At 69.4% G+C, this 16,906-nt stretch carries 9 protein-coding genes; 3 read left to right on the forward strand and 6 right to left on the reverse strand.

Annotated features, from left to right (window positions below; all coding sequences use genetic code 11):
* Window positions 1-54: 54 nt before the first annotated feature.
* The 3 genes from ODI_RS16465 to ODI_RS22645 all read right to left on the reverse strand — a co-directional run bounded on the left by ODI_RS16465 (window position 55) and on the right by ODI_RS22645 (window position 3,917).
* Complete coding sequence (locus ODI_RS16465) at window positions 55-975, reverse strand: glycosyltransferase family 2 protein (protein ID WP_067756751.1); 921 nt, start codon at window positions 973-975, stop codon at window positions 55-57.
* 79 nt (window positions 976-1,054) lie between these two features.
* Complete coding sequence (locus ODI_RS16470; protein WP_067756748.1) at window positions 1,055-3,643, reverse strand: hypothetical protein; 2,589 nt, start codon at window positions 3,641-3,643, stop codon at window positions 1,055-1,057.
* Between the two features lie 145 nt (window positions 3,644-3,788).
* A complete protein-coding gene (locus tag ODI_RS22645) occupies window positions 3,789-3,917 on the reverse strand; it encodes a hypothetical protein (RefSeq protein WP_269460522.1) in 129 nt (42 codons plus the stop codon).
* Window positions 3,918-4,225: 308 nt separating this feature from the next.
* Here ODI_RS22645 and uvrA point away from each other — a divergent pair, with 308 nt between their 5' ends.
* The 3 genes from uvrA to ODI_RS16485 are packed head-to-tail and all read left to right on the forward strand — an operon-like array spanning window position 4,226 to window position 11,836.
* Window positions 4,226-9,958, forward strand: coding sequence for an excinuclease ABC subunit UvrA (gene uvrA, locus ODI_RS16475; protein ID WP_067756745.1), 5,733 nt, complete (start codon window positions 4,226-4,228; stop codon window positions 9,956-9,958).
* 37 nt (window positions 9,959-9,995) lie between these two features.
* Window positions 9,996-11,168 carry an aminodeoxychorismate synthase component I gene (locus ODI_RS16480; RefSeq protein WP_408635838.1) on the forward strand — a complete coding sequence of 391 codons (1,173 nt, stop codon included), beginning with the start codon at window positions 9,996-9,998 and terminating at the stop codon, window positions 11,166-11,168.
* Window positions 11,141-11,836 carry an aminotransferase class IV family protein gene (locus ODI_RS16485; RefSeq protein WP_067756743.1) on the forward strand — a complete coding sequence of 232 codons (696 nt, stop codon included), beginning with the start codon at window positions 11,141-11,143 and terminating at the stop codon, window positions 11,834-11,836. Before ODI_RS16480 ends, ODI_RS16485 begins: the two co-directional genes overlap by 28 nt.
* Window positions 11,837-12,630: 794 nt before the next feature.
* On the opposite strand, the gene ODI_RS16490 is transcribed toward ODI_RS16485, so the two are convergent.
* From ODI_RS16490 to ODI_RS16500, 3 genes are read right to left on the reverse strand one after another with little or no spacing between them, the layout of a single operon-like run.
* Window positions 12,631-13,473: a tRNA threonylcarbamoyladenosine dehydratase gene (locus ODI_RS16490; RefSeq protein ID WP_067756796.1), complete on the reverse strand. Its 843-nt coding sequence runs from the start codon at window positions 13,471-13,473 to the stop codon at window positions 12,631-12,633.
* A 39-nt stretch (window positions 13,474-13,512) separates the two neighbouring features.
* The gene (locus ODI_RS16495; RefSeq protein ID WP_067756799.1) at window positions 13,513-14,943 is read right to left on the reverse strand and encodes an efflux transporter outer membrane subunit; all 1,431 of its coding nucleotides are present in this window, start codon (window positions 14,941-14,943) and stop codon (window positions 13,513-13,515) included.
* Window positions 14,944-14,950: 7 nt separating this feature from the next.
* Complete coding sequence (locus ODI_RS16500; protein ID WP_067756802.1) at window positions 14,951-16,906, reverse strand: MacB family efflux pump subunit; 1,956 nt, start codon at window positions 16,904-16,906, stop codon at window positions 14,951-14,953.

Genomic DNA, 16,906 nt, shown 5'->3' on the forward strand with positions numbered 1-16,906 from the left:
CGATACTGCCGCAACGCAGCAATGGGCGTCAACACCGGGTTTACGCCACTGTCATCAGCCGCCGCGCAGGCGATCCCGCAGATAAAGTGCCACGCCCAGCGGCCACATCAGGCACACCAGCGCCCAGGCCTTGATGCCGGACAAACCTTGCGGACTGGCGGCGCGCCGGCCCTGCGCGCCCAGGTGCAAACCGAAGCGCGTGCGTCGCGCGGCGGCCAGCAGGAACTCGCGCGGCCGCCAGCGGAACCAGTCCAGGTAGCGCGCCAGCAGTTCGTTCGCCAGCAGGTATAGCCCCGGCGCATTGCTGCGCGCCGACTCGCCCGACAAGGCGCCAGGGGTGTCGTGGTAATAGCGGACCACGCGATTGATGAAGCGCGTGGCATATCCCTCGCGCGCGATGGCCCACCACACCAGGCTTTCCGGCACGAAGCCCTGGATATGTTCGGGAAACGGAAAACGCGCCAGCACGTCGGTGCGCTGGAAACCGAATTTCTCGCCATGCACGTCATGCCGGAAATACATGTCGATTGGCGAGCTGTCGAAGACGTCGCTGGGATAGGCGTCGCCCACCACCGTGCCGTCCGGCCGCGCGCACAGGCCGGTGATGGCGGAATAGCGCGCGCGCGCCGAGGGCTCGATCGCTTCCCAGGCCTGCGCCAGGATGGCCAGCGCATCGGCCGGCATCTCGTCGTCGCTGTCCAGCGCCACGAAAAGTTCGCCATTGGCCTCGCGCACGCCGCGGTTGAACGCGGCCTTCTTGTGGCCGTGGTCCTGCGTCAGGTAGCGCAGCGGAAACGGCGCCTCGGCCATCCAGCCGCGCACCAGCGCCTCGGTGCCATCGGTGGAGCCGTCATCGACGATGAGCCATTCGAAATCGGTGCAGGTCTGCGCGCGCAGCGACGCATAGACCCGGCCCAGGGTGTGGACGCGGTTGAAGGTCGGCGTGAAGACAGTAAACAGATAGGCGTGACCCATTTGGCACCCCTTGCGCCGTCGCGCGCGAAGAAGTCCAGAGTATAGGGGCAGCCGGTCACGCCCGGCATCATGCGCGCGCCTAGCGCGCGAGATCGTAATGCCGCAGCACGGGCTCGTCGTCGAGATACCAATTGCCTGGGCTCCAGTAAAGCTTGGCGCCCTCGCGCGACAGTCCCATCACTCCCAGGTAGCCAGGAATGGCAAGCTGCTGCCAGCTTTTCCCCCCATCGCGCGTATAGAAGTGCGGATCCGCCGAGATCTCCGCCCCTCCCCGTGAGAACGGCGACAGCACCGCAGGCAGGTGCACGTCGGCGGATAGCGTAACGACCTGGTATTGGCCATTGCTCCAGAGATGGCGGGGCGTCGATCGCTGGTCGGCGAGCCAGCCGGGCAGCAGCTCGGGCATGCGCTGCCGCGCGACCCAGTCGCCGCTGTCCGGATCCAGCCTGGCCAGCCAGGTTCCCGACTCGTCGGTCACCAAGGCGTGGGTGGAGCGGTCGGCCGCGGTGGCCAGCTTGCCGATGCCGAAGCGGGGCATCCGGGACACGTCCGTGACCTGCCAGGGGGCTTGCGGCGTCGGGCGCGTCAGCCGGGCGCGCGTCGTCACCGACAACTGCCCCCGCGACGCACCGGTGCCATGGGCAATGCGCTCGGTGGTCCAGGCATAGGCGCGCGTCTCGTCCACCTGGACCACGAAGCGCTCCCTGTCCATGTCGCTGGTCGGCGGATGGATCTGGGCCACCGGCACGTCGAGCAAGTCTTGCAGATAGGAGAGCGGCGCCGTCAGGGCCTCCGGGCTGCGGATGGGCTCGGCCGTCCTGCCCTGGTCGGAGGAATGGAACAGGGCGGTCCGTTCGAGGCCATCGCCCTCACCCGTCGGTTCGGGTGCCGACGGCCACGCTCCCCATCGCCCCCCTGCCCGCCTGTCGTCGGCGGGCTCCACGCCCCAGGCCCACACATCCACATCCGAGCCGAACACCGGTTGTTGGCGCGTCTCCGGCATGAACCCCGACGCCAGCCATTCCCACTGTCCGCCATGGTCGACGGAGCGCAGCACGGCGCGCTGCCCGAGCCGCGGCATGCCATCGGGCGGCTGGGGATGGTTCAGGTCCGTGAACAGGTAAAGGGTCTCCCCATCGGGCGCCACCATCATGCAGGCGACGGCGGGCAGCGTGGCCACGAGACGGAAAGTGCCGTCGTCCTGGAGGCGTGCCAGCGTGGTCAGCACCGGCGTCGCGCCATAGCGCCCGGGCGCGGCAGGCCGCGTCCCCGGCTCGCCGGCAGGTCCGATGCGCTGAGCCAGGTCGGGCACGCCGGCCGGCACGTACTTGCCGATGTCGCCGGGCCGTTCCTGGCGCCCGACCAGCCAGGTGCCGTGGCGTGTCTCGACCACGCCCGTGCACCACTGCTGCATCTCGCGCCACCGGGCATCGCCAAGCATTCCGGTGATCGCCGCGCCCGGCCGTGCGCCCACCAGGCCGTGCCTGGTGCCCGTCAGCGTCCAGGTCACATAGGCCGGGATGCTGGCAAGCACCAGCAGCGCCGCCAGCGCCGCCGCGCAGGCCCGCGGCGCCCGCCGCAAGCGATCGCTGACCCACCACAGCAACAGCACGGACAGGAGATTCAGGAGAATGAGCGGCACCCAAGCGCTGTCGGGATCGCGGTCTAGCCCTCGCAGGAAGGACCTGGCCGAGTCCGGCGCCACCACGCCCAGGCCCCAGGTGGCGGCCAGCAAAAGGAGACTGGTCAGCAGGTAGGCCGCCATGCCGGCCACCACGGCCCGCCCCACCGCGGCAGCGTCCCAGGCAACCTTGCGCCGGGGGCCTCGGACATGGAAACCGGCAGCCGCGGCACAAGCCAGCAGCGCAAGCACGATTTGCGCGAGTGTCAGGGGCAGGCCCAATTCCTCGATCTTTTCCGTGGGCAGCCGCAGGTGCCGCTGGCCAAGCAACCATGGCCAGAGCCCCATGTACAGCGCCTGGACCAGCGCGACATGCAGCGTCGCGCAACCCAGCAGAAAGGCCGCGAACATGACCGGCCGCCGCTGTGGCGCCAGGGCGCCGGGGGCTTGCCGGGCCAGGCCTGGCCCGGCTGCCAGGAACCGGAAGTGCAGCCAGACCGGCAGCCCCGCCCACACGACCGTGCTGGCGTAGATGGCGGCGGTGACCTTCCAGTGCGACGTCAACAGGAATTGGGCCATCTCATCCATCGAGCTCCCGCCGTCCGTGGCGCGGAGCGCCCGAAACGCCTCGATTTGCGCGTCGAGCAGGAGACCGAGCAACTGCTGGCGGACCAGGCACGCCCAGACAAGCACGATCGCCGCCAGCAGGAGCCAGCGGCTGGCCGGGATTTTCTCGGCCACGGCCGCCGGCACCCGGCGCAGCAGCCAGGCACTGCCGAGGAAAACCAGCAGGCCTTCGATCAACAGGACAGGGAGGACCGACACGCCAAGATGCAGGCCGCCGGGAACACCCATCGGGCGCAGCGGCAGGACGGGATAGATGTGCCGCAGCCAGCTCTGCTGGCCGGTCGCGAACGATTGTGCGATCTCTGGCGGCAGGAGCAGAAAAAGACCGAGCAGGCAGTCGGGCAGTGCACGCACCAGAAGATAGACCAGGGCAACAACCAAGGCGTGGCGGGTCAGAAGCAATCGGGTCTTGGCAGGCATGGGGCGGAGCGGCTCGGCGCGGCGATGGAATGGCGGCAATATACCCGGGACGATCGAAAGCGACCCAGGCGAAAAAAAACCGCGGCACTGGGCCGCGGTTTTCTTCGTTGCGCGCCGCCAAGGCAGCGCGCAGGACCTGCGCGACTTACACGCGCTTGATCTTTTCCAGCATCTTGAAAACGCCCTTGGGCGAGTTCGCGAAGAGACGCTTGAAAGCCTTGCCCAGGCAGCGGCGTTCGAGGGTGTTACGGCGCACGCGCTTACGTTCGGCCATGTCGGACTCCAGAATCAGGTGAGAAGAGAAAGGGAGCTTGGCAGACCCGAGCGTCCGGCGCAGGCATGACCCGCGCTGACGAACGCCATACAAAGGACGCGTACAGCCAAGAAAAATTGCAATAACCCGGCATTCTACCCCGGATCAGCGGGCTTGCCCAAATGTCTTCGCGCCGACCGGGCAATGGCGTCGCGGCCAGCCGACACAAATACGCGACAAAACACGGTCACGCGCCAGGAGATATACTGGATATCCAGACAGTTTACGGTCCCCCAGCAGGCTGCCCCGCCTCCACGCTACGATAGGCCATGACCTCCGACATCCGCATCACTGGCGCCCGCCAGAACAATCTCAAGAACCTCGACCTGACCCTGCGCACCAACGAACTGACGGTGATCACGGGCGTGTCCGGTTCCGGGAAAAGCTCCCTCGCCTTCGACACGCTGTACGCGGAGGGCCAGCGCCGCTACGTCGAGACCTTCTCTCCGTATGCGCGCCAGTTCCTCGACCGCATGGACAAGCCCCAGGTGGACCGCATCGAGGGCATCCTGCCGGCCATCGCCATCGACCAGACCAACCCCGTGCGCAGCTCGCGCAGCACGGTCGGCACGATGACCGAACTGAACGATCACCTGAAGCTGCTCTTCGCGCGCGCCGGCAGGCTGTATTGCCGCTGCTGCGGCAAGCGCGTGCAGCGCGAGACGCCCGACACCATCCGGGCCTCCATCGCCGAGCGCGCCGCGCAGGCGGGCGACCCGCGCCTGGTCATCACCTTCGCGGTGGGCGTGCCCGCCAACTTCACCGAAGAGGAAGTGCGCGGCTTCCTGGAAGCGCAGGGCTACACCCGCGTGCACAGCGAGGAAGCCGGCGCGCCGCAACGCTCTCAGGCGCCCGCCGGCGCCAAGGCCAAGGCCCGCAAGGGCAAGGCCGCCGCCGCCGGCAGCGAGGAACGCCGCACGCTGAACGTGGTGCAGGACCGCTTCCGCTACGGCAGCGCCGAACCCGAGCGCGTCATGGAAGCGCTGGACGCCGCGCTGAAGGTCGGCGCGGGCCACGTCGCCGTGCGCGTGCTGGACGACGAGGGCCAGGACGCCTCCGTCTGGCGCTACAGCAACCGCCTGCACTGCGCCGACTGCAACATCGACTACACCGACCCGCTGCCCAGCACCTTCTCGTTCAACTCGCCGCTGGGCGCCTGCGAAAGCTGCCGCGGCTTCGGCCGCGTGATCGGCATCGATTTCGGCCTGGTCGTCCCGGACGAGAACAAGACGCTGCGCGAAGGCGCGGTGAAACCGTGGCAGACCGCCAGCTACAAGGAATGCCAGGACGACCTGCAGAAGTACGCCCCCGCCGCGGGCGTGCGGCTGGGCGTGCCCTGGAAGGAATTGCGCGATGACGAGCGCCACTGGGTCCTGCACGGCGCGGCCGACTTCAAGGGCGGCAGCCAGGCCTGGAAGACGCAGTGGTACGGCGTGGCGCGTTTCTTCGCCTGGCTGGAAACCAAGGCCTACAAGATGCACGTGCGCGTGCTGCTGTCGAAGTACCGCAGCTACACGCCCTGCCCCGTCTGCCGCGGCTCGCGGCTGAAGGCCGATGCCTTGCTGTGGCGCGTGGGCGAGGTGGCCGACGCGGAAGCGGTCTTGCCAAGAGACGACGGCAAATACCGCCGCTTCAAGCCGGTACACGCCGACTGGAGCGACGACCTGCTCTACAGCCTGCCCGGCCTGTCCATCCACGACGTGATGCTGCTGCCCATCGAACGGGTGCGGCGCTACTTCGACCACCTGCGCTTCGAGGGCGTGCTGGACGCGGCCTCCGACCTGTTGCTGACCGAGGTCCGCGCGCGCCTGAGGTTCCTGTGCGATGTCGGCCTGGGCTACCTGACGCTGGACCGCCAGAGCCGCACGCTGTCTGGCGGCGAGGTGCAGCGCATCAACCTGACCACGGCGCTGGGCACCTCGCTGGTGAACACGCTGTTCGTGCTGGACGAACCCTCCATCGGCCTGCATCCGCGCGACATGCACCGCATCGTGCAGGTCATGCACCGGCTGCGTGACGCCGGCAACACGCTGGTCGTGGTCGAACACGATCCGCAGGTCATGGTGGCCGCCAACCGCATCATCGACATCGGCCCCGGACCGGGCGAGCGCGGCGGGCAGATCGTCTTCGACGGCACGCCCGACGCCATGCGGCGCGCGCCCACGCTCACGGGCGACTACCTGGGCGCGCGCCGCCGCGTGGAAGCCCCGCGCCCCATGCCGGTGGCCGACAACACGCCGCGCCTGATCCTGGAAGGCGCGCGTGCGCACAACCTGAAGAACGTCACGCTGGAACTGCCGCTGGGCCGCCTGGTCTGCATCACCGGCGTCTCCGGCTCGGGCAAGTCCACCCTGGTGCAGGACGTGCTGTATCCCGCGCTGCTCAAGCGCCAGGGCAAGCCCACCGACGCACCCGGCGAACACGACCGCCTGCTGGGCGCGGAACAGATCGCCGAGGTCGTGCTGGTCGACCAGGCGCCCATCGGCAAGACGGCGCGCTCGAACCCGGCCAGCTACGTCGGCGCCTTCGAGGCCATCCGCAAGCTGTTCGCGCAGGCACCGCTGTCGCGCGAGCGCAGCTACACGGCAGGCACCTTCAGCTTCAATAGCGGCGACGGCCGCTGCCCCACCTGCGGCGGCACGGGCTTCGAGCACGTGGAGATGCAATTCCTGTCGGACGTCTACCTGCGCTGCCCCGACTGCGACGGCAAGCGTTTCCGCCCCGAAGTGCGCGAGGTCCGGGTCGAGCACCTGGGCCGCAGCGCGTCCATCGACGAAGTGCTGGCCATGACCGTCAGCGAGGCGCTGGAATTCTTCAAGGGCCTGCGTGATGTCCAGACGGGCCTGGCGCCGCTGGCCGACGTCGGCCTGGAATACGTGCAGCTGGGCCAGCCCGTGCCGACGCTGTCGGGCGGCGAGGCCCAGCGCCTGAAGCTGGCGGGCCACCTGGCCGAGGCCTCGCGCAGCGGCATCCCCGGGAGCAAGCTGGCGAAGAAGGGCAGCCTGTTCCTCTTCGACGAACCCACCACCGGCCTGCACTTCGACGACGTGGCGCGCCTGATGCGCGCCTTCCGCAAGCTGCTGGCCGCCGGCCACACGCTGCTGGTCATCGAGCACAACCTGGACGTGATCCGTGCGGCCGACTGGCTGGTCGACCTGGGCCCCGAAGGCGGCGACGCGGGCGGCGAACTGGTGGGCGCAGGCACGCCGCAGGCGCTGATGGACAATCCGCGTTCGCACACCGGCGCGGCGCTGCGCGAATACGAAGGCGACATCCTGCCCGTCGATGCCGCGCCCGTGCTGGAAGAAGCGCCGGTGGCCTATGCCTCGGCGCAGGAGGCCGAACTGGCCGCCACGGCGCAGCGCGCCCAGACCGCGCACGCCATCGAGATCCACAACGCGCGCGAGCACAACCTGAAGAACATCAGCGTGGAGATCCCGCGCGAGAAGTTCACCGTCATCACCGGCGTGTCGGGTTCGGGCAAGTCGACCCTGGCCTTCGACATCCTGTTCAACGAAGGGCAGCGCCGTTACCTGGAATCGCTCAACGCCTATGCGCGCGCCATCGTGCAGCCCGCCGGCAAGCCCGACGTGGACGCGATCTTCGGCATTCCCCCCACCGTGGCCATCGCCCAGCGCACCAGCCGCGGCGGCCTGAAGTCCACGGTCGCCACGATGACCGAGATCCATCACTTCCTGCGCCTGCTGTACGTGAAGCTGGGCACGCAATACTCGCCCGACTACAACGTGCCGGTGGAGTCGCAGACGCCGGACCAGATCGTGGCGCGCATCCTGCGCGAGCACAGCGGCAGCCACATCGGCCTGCTCTCGCCGCTGGTCACCGCGCGCAAGGGCTTCTACACCGACCTGGCCAAATGGGCCGGCAGCAAGGGCCACTCGCACCTGCGCGTGGACGGCGTCTTCACGCCGGTCGCGCCCTGGCCCCGCCTGGACCGCTACAAGGAACACACCATCGAACTGCCGGTGGCCGACCTGGTGGTGGACCCCGCCAACGAGTCCGGCCTGCGCGATGCCGTGCGGCGCGCGCTGGAACACGGCCAGGGCGCGCTGTCCATCGTCTGGCCGCTGGACCGCCTGAAGGCAGATCCGGCTGCCACGCTGGAGCAGCTGCATTTCTCCACCAAGCGCACCTGCCCGATCAGCGGCGTCAGCTTCCCCGAGCTGGATCCGCGCATGTTCTCGTACAACTCCAAGCACGGCTGGTGCCCGACCTGCTACGGCACGGGCCTGGTCATGTCCGGCTTCGACGAGGAACAGAGCGGTGAAGAGTCGTCGTGGGCCGACACGGCCACGGGCGAGGCCCAGGTCTGCCCCAGTTGCCACGGCAAGCGCCTGAACCGCGTCGCGCTGGCCGTGCGCTGGCGCGAGCGCTCCATCGCCGACCTGGCCGCCATGTCGGTCGACGAAGCGCACACCTTCTTCACCGGCCTGGTGGCACGCGGCCGCGAAGCGGAAATCGCGCGCGACATCCTCGCCGAGATCCGCAGCCGCCTGAACTTCATGAAGGAAGTCGGCCTGAACTACCTGGCGCTGGACCGCGCGGCCCCCACGCTGTCGGGCGGCGAGGCGCAACGCATCCGCCTGGCCGCGCAGCTGGGCTCGAACATGCAGGGCGTGTGCTACGTGCTGGACGAGCCCACCATCGGCCTGCATCCGCGCGACAACCGCATCCTGCTGGACGCCCTCGGCAAGCTGGAAGGCAACGGCAATACGCTGGTGGTGGTGGAGCACGACGACGACACGATCCGGCGCGCGGCCCACGTCATCGACATCGGCCCCGGCGCCGGCGTGCGGGGCGGCACGGTCGTGGCGCAAGGCACGGTCGATGAATTGATGCAGCACCCGGACTCCATCACCGGCCGCTACCTGGCCCAGCCGCTGCGCCATCCGGTACAGCCGCGCCGCGCCATCACGGACGACACAGGCTTCATCACGGTGCGCGGCGCCGCGCTGCACAACCTGCGCAAGGTCGACGCCCGCCTCCCGCTGGGCCGCCTGACCGTCGTCACCGGCGTGTCGGGTTCCGGCAAGTCCACGCTGGCGCGCGAGGTCATGCTGGACAACCTGATGGCGGCGGTTTCGCAGGGCAAGGCGCCCGCGTGGCGCGGCTGCGAGGGCATGGACGGCTGGCAGGCCATCGACCGAGTGCTGGAAGTGGACCAGACCCCCATCGGCAAGACGCCGCGCTCGTGCCCGGCCACCTACATCGGCTTCTGGGACGACGTGCGCAAGCAATTCGCCGACACCCGCGAAGCCCGCATGCGCGGCTGGACGGCGGCGCGCTTCTCCTTCAACACCGGCGATGGCCGCTGCCCGATCTGCGAAGGCCAGGGCATGCGCACCATCGAGATGAGCTTCCTGCCCGACGTGAAGGTGCCGTGCGACGCCTGCAACGGCGCGCGCTTCAACCCCGACACGCTCAGCGTGCAGATGCGCGGCAAGAACGCCGGTGAAGTGCTGTCCATGGAAGTGGATGACGCCATCGGCTATTTCGCCGCGCACCCGCGCATCCAGCGCCCGCTGCAGCTGATGCAGGACGTGGGCCTGGGCTACCTGACGCTGGGCCAGCCCTCGCCGACGCTGTCAGGCGGCGAGGCGCAACGCATCAAGCTGGTCACCGAGCTCGCCAAGGCGCGCATGACCGAAGGCGTCGTCACCACGGGACGCGCCTCGCGCCTGCCGCACACGCTCTATGTGCTGGACGAACCCACCGTCGGCCTGTCGATGGCCGACGTGGAGAAGCTCATCCGCGTGCTGCACCGCCTGGTCGAGGCCGGCAACACGGTCGTGGTCATCGAACACAACCTGGACGTGATCGCCGAAGCCGACTGGCTGCTGGACCTGGGCCCCGAAGGCGGCACGGGCGGCGGACGCCTGGTGGCCGAAGGCACGCCGGAGACGGTCATGGCCGAGCATGCCGACTCGCACACCGGCACGGTGCTGCGCGAGTTCATGGCACAGACATCCGGTTCCCCCGCATGATGCGCGGCGTCTCGCATCGCCCTCGAAAGGCTGGCGCGTGAGCATCAGCCGATTCGAAGACCGCCTGGCCGGGCGGGCAATCGTGCTGGCCGGCCTGCGCGAACGCATCACGGCATGCGCGCCGCAAGACGTGGCCGGCGCGCTCGCGCGCATCGGCGCCGCGCAGCGCGCCGGCCACTGGGTGGCCTTGCTGCTGGACTATGAGCTGGGTGAATGGCTTGAACCGGGCGTCATGTTGCCCGGTGGCGCGCATGCGCCCGGCAGCACGCCCGCGCCGGGCCCTTCGCATGCCGCCGCGGACACCCCGCGCCTGACGGCCCTCGTCTATGAACGGATGGACGAGGAAGCCCCGTGGACACCCTCGGCCACCGAAGCCGGCGACGGCCCGCAAGCCCCTGCCGTGCAAGCCGTGCAGCCCCGCATCGGCGCAGCACGCTATTGCGACAAGGTGCGCCGCATCCGTGAATGGATCGCCCAAGGCGAGGTCTACCAGATCAACTACACGCATGCCGCCGACGTCAGCACGCAAGGCGCGCCGGACGCGTTGTACCGGCGGCTCGCCGCCCGCCACCCCAGCGCGCACGCCGCCTATGTCGAGGACGAGGGCCGCACCGTGCTGTCCTTCTCGCCCGAGCTGTTCCTGCAACGCGAGGGCGGCACGCTGACGACGCGCCCGATGAAAGGCACCGCGCCACGGCTGCCCGACCTCGCGGCCGACCAGGCCAGCGGCCAGGCGCTGCTGGCCAGCGAGAAGAACCGCGCCGAGAACCTGATGATCGTGGACCTGCTGCGCAACGACCTGGGCCGCGTGGCGCGTCCCGGCTCGGTGCGCGTAGAGGCGCTCTTCACGCTGGAGCGCTACCCCTCGGTCTGGACCCTGACCTCGACGGTCCGCGCCGACGCCCCCGACGCCAGCCTGGGCGACATCCTGCGCGCGCTGTTTCCCTGCGGCTCGGTGACCGGCGCGCCCAAGATCGCGGCCATGCGGCGCATCCGCGAACTGGAAGACGGTCCGCGCGGCCTGTACTGCGGCAGCATCGGCTGGCTGGCGCCCAACGGCGATTTTTCCTTGAACGTGGCGATCCGCACCCTGGTGCTGGACGCGGCCACGCAAGGCGTCTATCACGCGGGCGGCGGCATCGTGGCCGACTCCGATCCCGCTCAGGAATGGGAGGAATGCGAATGGAAGTCCCGCGTACTGACGCGCTGAGCGCGCCGGCAGGCACCCAGCTGATCGAAACCCTGCGCGTGTCGCCGCAAGGCGCCCTGCCCCTGCTCAACGGCCACCTGGCCCGCCTGGCCCATTCGGCCCAGGCGCTGGGTTGGCCCTGCGACGTGGCGGCGATCCGCCAGACCCTGCTGAGCACCGCCGCGCTGCTGCCGCGCGGCGAGACCGCCCACCGGATGCGCCTGCTGCTGGACGCGGCGGGCGAGATCTCGCTGGCGCATGCGGAACTGCCCCCCCTGGCGCGCCGACCATTGCTGACGCTGGCCAGCGAACAGCTGGATTCGCAGGAACACCTGCTGCGCCACAAGACCACGCACCGCCCCTGGTACACCCGCGCCACCACCTGGCTGGCCGAGCACCCCGACCACTTCGACGTGCTGTTCCTGAACGAGCGCAAGGAACTGTGCGAGGGCAGCCGGACAAACGTCTACCTCCTGCGTGAAGGCCGCTGGCTGACGCCGCCACTATCGTCTGGCGTCCTGCCAGGCGTGCAGCGGGCGGCGCTGCTGGCAAGAGGCGAAGCACGTGAAGCAGTGGTGACGCTGGATGACCTGGAGCAGGCGCAGGGGGTTCGGCTGTCGAATGCTCTCCGGGGGTGGTTCGAGGTGGAGCTGCGGCTGCCGGAGAGGGTTGCTGCTGAGGGTGGTTGAGGGGGCTGTGCTGTCGTGCGCGTGCTAGCACTGCTAGTACCGCTAGTACCGCTAGTACCGCCAGTACCGCCAGTACCGCCAGTACCGCTTCGTTGACGGCCGCCGAGGGTGGTCGTGCCGTCGGTCGCCTGCCGCGTGGTGGGGCGCCCACAGCGCCCCGCCCCCCGCAGAAGGCGCCCGCCGTCCCGCCCACCCTCGACGTCCTGCAGTGTTGTGTTCTGGACCTTGGGTAGCCACCTTGGTCCTGCTCGCATTCTTGCCGCCTGCTCGCTGCCTGCCCGAAGATCTTGGCTTGCCGCTGACCGGAGGGCGCCCACAGCGCCCACCGGTCAGCATTCGGAAAAGCAATAGGGCAGCTGTTGGGAGAGTGGGGGCGAGAGGTGGAGGGGGGAGGCAGCGCGCTTCGGGCTACGGGCGCCGCTTGGCCGTGTTGCCTGCTTGGGGAGGCTGCTCCACCACCGACACGGAGCGGCCGAAGCCGCCAGGCTCGTCAGTAAGTCTCGACGCCTCTGCCCGCGCAAGACACCCGTCATTCAGTCACGCGGACGGAACAACGCCTCCAAGCAGACAACGCAGCCTGACGGGGGCCCCTGCCCGAAGTGCGATGCCCCCCACCTCCTCTCCCCTTCCCCCCTCTCTCAAAAGCTGCCCCTTTTGCTTTCCCGAATGCTGACCAATGGGCGCTGTGGGCGCCCCACCACGCGGCAGGCGACCGACGGCACGACCACCCTCGGCGGCCGTCAACGAAGCGGTACTGGCGGTACTAGCGTGACTTAGCAGCGGTACTAGCACTGCTAGCGCTCCAAGACCGCCAACAAAGCCGCATTGGCAGCCGCCAACCCCATCGCAGCCGTCACCGTCACCACCGACCCATACCCGGCACAAGACAATCCCTGCGGCGCAGAAACATCCTCCTCAACCCCAGCGGTCCAAGCGCTGGGCAGGATCGCCGGCTGCGCCAGCCAAAGCACCCGCACCTTCATGCGCGGAATCCGCGTGGCCTTGCCCGGGCCGGTGTCGGGCCGCGGGAAACCGTGCTGCTTGCGCAGGATGTTGCGCAGGCGCGCCAGCAAGGCATCGTGCGTGCTTTCCGACAGGTCGCCTTCGCGCAGCGCCAGCGTATCGGTCTTGCCGCCTGCCCCGCCACAGACCAGCAAGCGCTGGCCGCGCTTGCGGCACAGCAGGATCATCGCGATCTTCGCCGCGGCCTGGTCGACGCAATCGATCACCATGTCCAGGTCAGCGGGCAACAGCGCGGCCACATTGTCCGGCGTCACGAAATCATCGACGCGCGTCACCTGGCAGGCCGGATTGATGCTGGCGATGCGCGCGGCCAGGGCCTCGACCTTGGACTGCCCCATCGTCTCGGTCAGGGCATGCACCTGGCGGTTCACGTTGGACTCGGCGATGTGGTCCAGGTCGACCAGGGTCAGGTGTCCGATGCCGCTGCGCGCCAGCGCCTCGGCCGTCCACGAGCCCACGCCCCCCAGGCCCACCACCGCGACGCTAGCGGCCTGCAGGCGCGCGGGTGCGCCGGGGCCGTACAGACGGGAAAGACCGCCGAAGCGGCGGTCGAGGTCGGGCGCGTCATCCGCCTGGCAGGCGGGCGCGGCAAAGGAAGCAGGTTCGGCTGACATGGCGGCATTGTCCCATGCGGCGGGGCAATCCGCCCGTCATCAGGGCGTCGCCGCCGGCGTCGCGCCCTCGGCCGCCACGGGCTGGTCACTGCCGCCCAGCGCCTGGTACAGCGTGACCTGGTTCAGCAGGCGCTGCAAGCGGTTGTCGGCCAGCGCGATCTCCGCCGTGCGACGCTGCTCCTGCGCCTCCAGCCAGACTCGCAAGGCCACCGCGCCAGCGCGATACCGGATCTCGTACAGGCGCTCGGCCTCGCGCGCATCGGCCAGGGCCTGCGCCAGCCAGGCGTTCTGCCGAGTGGACTGTTCGCGCGCCGACAAGGCGTTCTCGACATCCGCCAGCGACTGGTACAGCGACTGGCGGAAGTTCACCACCGCTTCGTCAAAATCGGCTTCGGACACGCGCGTGTTCAGCCGCATCTCGTTCCAGCGCAGGAAAGGCAGCGTCAGGCCGGCGCCCAGCGACGCCACCGGGTTCTGCAACACGTTGCCCAAGGCGGTGCTGGCCGATCCCAGCGCGCCGGTCAGTGTCAGCGGCGGGTAATAGCTGGCACGCGTCGCGTCCACCGTGGCCAGCAGGCCCCGCAGGCGCAGCTCGGCGGCGCGCAGGTCGGGACGGCGCGCCAGCACCTCGGCGGGCACGCCTGCGCGCACGGCGGGCGGCTCGCCCGTGGGCAGCACGCGCGGATCGGCGAAGGCCTGGCCCGGCGGGCCGTCGAACAGGATCGCCAGCGCGTTCAGGTATTCCACGCGCTGTTGCAGCAGCTGCGTGTGCGAGGCCTCTTGCGCGGCCACGTTGCGGCGCGCCTCGGCCAGGTCCAGCGGCGAGACCGCGCCCGCGTCGAACTGCGCCTGCACCAGCCGCAGCGTGAGGCGCGCGGTGTCGATGCTCTGCTGGCTGGTGACCAGCCGCTCGTTGATGTGCGCCAGTTGCCAGTACAGGTTGACCGTGGTCGCGGACAGGCTCAGCGCGGCGCTGGCCCGGTCCTCCTCGGTGGCCAAGGCCTGCCAGCGCGCGGCGTCGCGCTGGCTGCCGAGGCGATTCCACAGGTCCAGCTCATAGCTGACGGTCAGCCCGACGTTGTTGCTGCGCGTGATGGCGCGATCGCCGCGCAAGGCGCGGTCACGGCCCACGTTGGCATTGCCGCCCAAGTCTGGGAACAAGGCGTCCTCGGCCAGTCCCTGCTGGAGCTGCGCGCGCCGCACGCGGATGGCGGCAGCCGCCAGGTCGTTGTTGCGCGCCAGGGCCTGGTTGACCAGTTCATCCAGGGCAGGCTCCTGGAACAGCGTCCACCAGGGGTCCTGGGTCACGGGACCCTGCTGCGCAGGCTGGGCCTGCTGCCATTGCACCGGCACGGTCACGGCGGGCGGGGTGTAGTCGCTGCGCATCAGGCCGCAACCCGCCAGCGCCAGGGTGGCCAGGGGCAAGGCGCGGCGCAGCGCGAGGAACAGGGGCAGGAAAGAAAAAGTCATCGTGCGCTCATTCCCGCATCAAGGCATCCACCGGGTCCAGCCGCGACGCGCTGCGCGCGGGCAGGAAACCGAAGATCACGCCGATGAGGGTGCAGGTGATGAAGGCCGCCACCATCGAGGCGGTGGAATAGACCATGGTGAAGCCGGTGCCGGCGCTGTCGAACAAGGCGCCAATGCCCAGCGACAGCCCGATGCCGATCAGCCCGCCCAGCAGGCAGACCAGCACGGCCTCGATGAGGAACTGTTGCAGGATGTCGCTGCGCCGCGCGCCCACCGCCATGCGCACGCCGATCTCGCGCGTGCGCTCTGTGACCGACACCAGCATGATGTTCATGACGCCGATGCCCCCCACGATGAGCGAGATCAACGCGATCATCGACACCAGCAGCGTCATGGTGGCCGTGGTGTTCTCCACCGTCTGGCGGATGGCGTCCGTGTTGAAGACGAAGAAGTCCTTGATGCCGTGGCGTTCGGTCATCAGCTTGACGATGGCGGCCTCGGCGTCCTTGGTCTGGAAGGCGTCGCCCACGCGCACGGTGATGCTGCTCAGGTGCTGCTGCCCCATCAGGCGGCCCATGGCCGTGGTGTAGGGCACCCAGACGTTCAGCGTCTCGCCGCTGCCGCCGAATGCGCTCTCCTGCTTGCGCGTGACGCCGATCACGCGCGCCGGCATGGTGCCCAGCAGGATGATCTGGCCGACAGGGTCCACCTGCGCGCCGAACAGCCGGTTGCGCGTGTTCTCGTCGATCACGACCTCCTGCGCGCTGCGCTGCACGCTGAGCGCATCGAAGGCCTGGCCCTGCATGAGCTGCAGCCCCCGCACGCGGAAGTGCTGCTCGCCCACGCCACTGACCGTGCCGGTGACGGACACGTTGCGGTAGCGCAGCGTGGTGGAGGTGTTCGCCGTGGGGGTCACGCTGTCGGCATAGGGCTGGCGCGCCAGGGCCTGTGCGTCCGCGGGCACCAGCGTGCGGATGGACGAGGCTTTCTCGTCGCCGAAATCCTTGCCCGGATAGATGTCGATGGTGTTGGTGCCGATGGCGCTGATGTCCGCCAGGATCTTGCGGCGCGAGCCCTCGCCCAGCGCCACCACCGACACCACCGCCGCGATGCCGATGACGATGCCCAGCATGGTCAGCAAGGTGCGCAGCCGATGCGCGTTCATGGCGATGAGCGCCATGCGCAGGGCTTCGGCCGCGCGGTCCAGCACGGCGCGCAGGGGATTGGCGTTGCGCGCGCGCGGCGCCTCGGCGGCCGGGTCCGGCAAGGGCGCGGGCGCCTCGCCGCGTCGCGTGTCGGCCACGATCTCGCCGTCACGGATCTCGATGATGCGCTGGGCGTTGTTGGCCACGTTCATATCGTGCGTGACGATGATGATGGTGTGGCCCGCGGCGTTCAGTTCCTTCAGGATGGCCATGACTTCATGGCCGGTGTGCGTGTCGAGCGCGCCGGTGGGCTCGTCGGCCAGGATCACCTCGCCGCCGTTCATCAGCGCGCGCGCGATGCTCACGCGCTGCTGCTGGCCGCCGGACAGTTGCCCGGGCCGGTGCTCGTCGCGTTCGGACAGGCCCAGGCGCTGCAGCAGCGCGCGGGCGCGCTCGGCGCGGTCGCCGCTGGTGCGGCCGGCATAGACCGCAGGCATTTCCACGTTGCCGCGCGCCGTCAGGTCGGGCAGCAGGTGATAGCGCTGGAAGATGAAGCCGAAATGCTCGCGGCGCAGTTGCGCCAGTTCGTCCGGCCCCATCGCGCCGGTATCGCGCCCGTCATAGAGATAGCTGCCGCTGGTGGGACGGTCCAGGCAGCCCAGGATGTTCATCAGCGTGGACTTGCCCGAGCCCGAGGCCCCGACGATGGCGACCATCTCGCCCGCCTCGATGGACACGTCCACGTCCTTGAGCACGGCAATGGTCTGCTCGCCAGCGGGAAACTCCCGCCGCAGCTTGCGGATGTCGATGAGCGCCAT

The sequence above is a fragment of the Orrella dioscoreae genome (assembly GCF_900089455.2).
In the GTDB taxonomy this organism is placed as follows: Bacteria; Pseudomonadota; Gammaproteobacteria; order Burkholderiales; family Burkholderiaceae_B; genus Orrella; species Orrella dioscoreae.

Coding starts and splice junctions, on each gene's coding strand:
- ODI_RS16490 (WP_067756796.1), bottom strand. CDS start 13,473: ATGTCAGCCGAACCTGCTTCCTTTGCCGCGCCCGCCTGCCAGGCGGAT.
- ODI_RS16485 (WP_067756743.1), top strand. CDS start 11,141: ATGGAAGTCCCGCGTACTGACGCGCTGAGCGCGCCGGCAGGCACCCAG.
- ODI_RS16500 (WP_067756802.1), bottom strand. CDS start 16,906: ATGGCGCTCATCGACATCCGCAAGCTGCGGCGGGAGTTTCCCGCTGGC.
- ODI_RS22645 (WP_269460522.1), bottom strand. CDS start 3,917: ATGGCCGAACGTAAGCGCGTGCGCCGTAACACCCTCGAACGCCGCTGC.
- ODI_RS16470 (WP_067756748.1), bottom strand. CDS start 3,643: ATGCCTGCCAAGACCCGATTGCTTCTGACCCGCCACGCCTTGGTTGTT.
- uvrA (WP_067756745.1), top strand. CDS start 4,226: ATGACCTCCGACATCCGCATCACTGGCGCCCGCCAGAACAATCTCAAG.
- ODI_RS16465 (WP_067756751.1), bottom strand. CDS start 975: ATGGGTCACGCCTATCTGTTTACTGTCTTCACGCCGACCTTCAACCGC.
- ODI_RS16495 (WP_067756799.1), bottom strand. CDS start 14,943: ATGACTTTTTCTTTCCTGCCCCTGTTCCTCGCGCTGCGCCGCGCCTTG.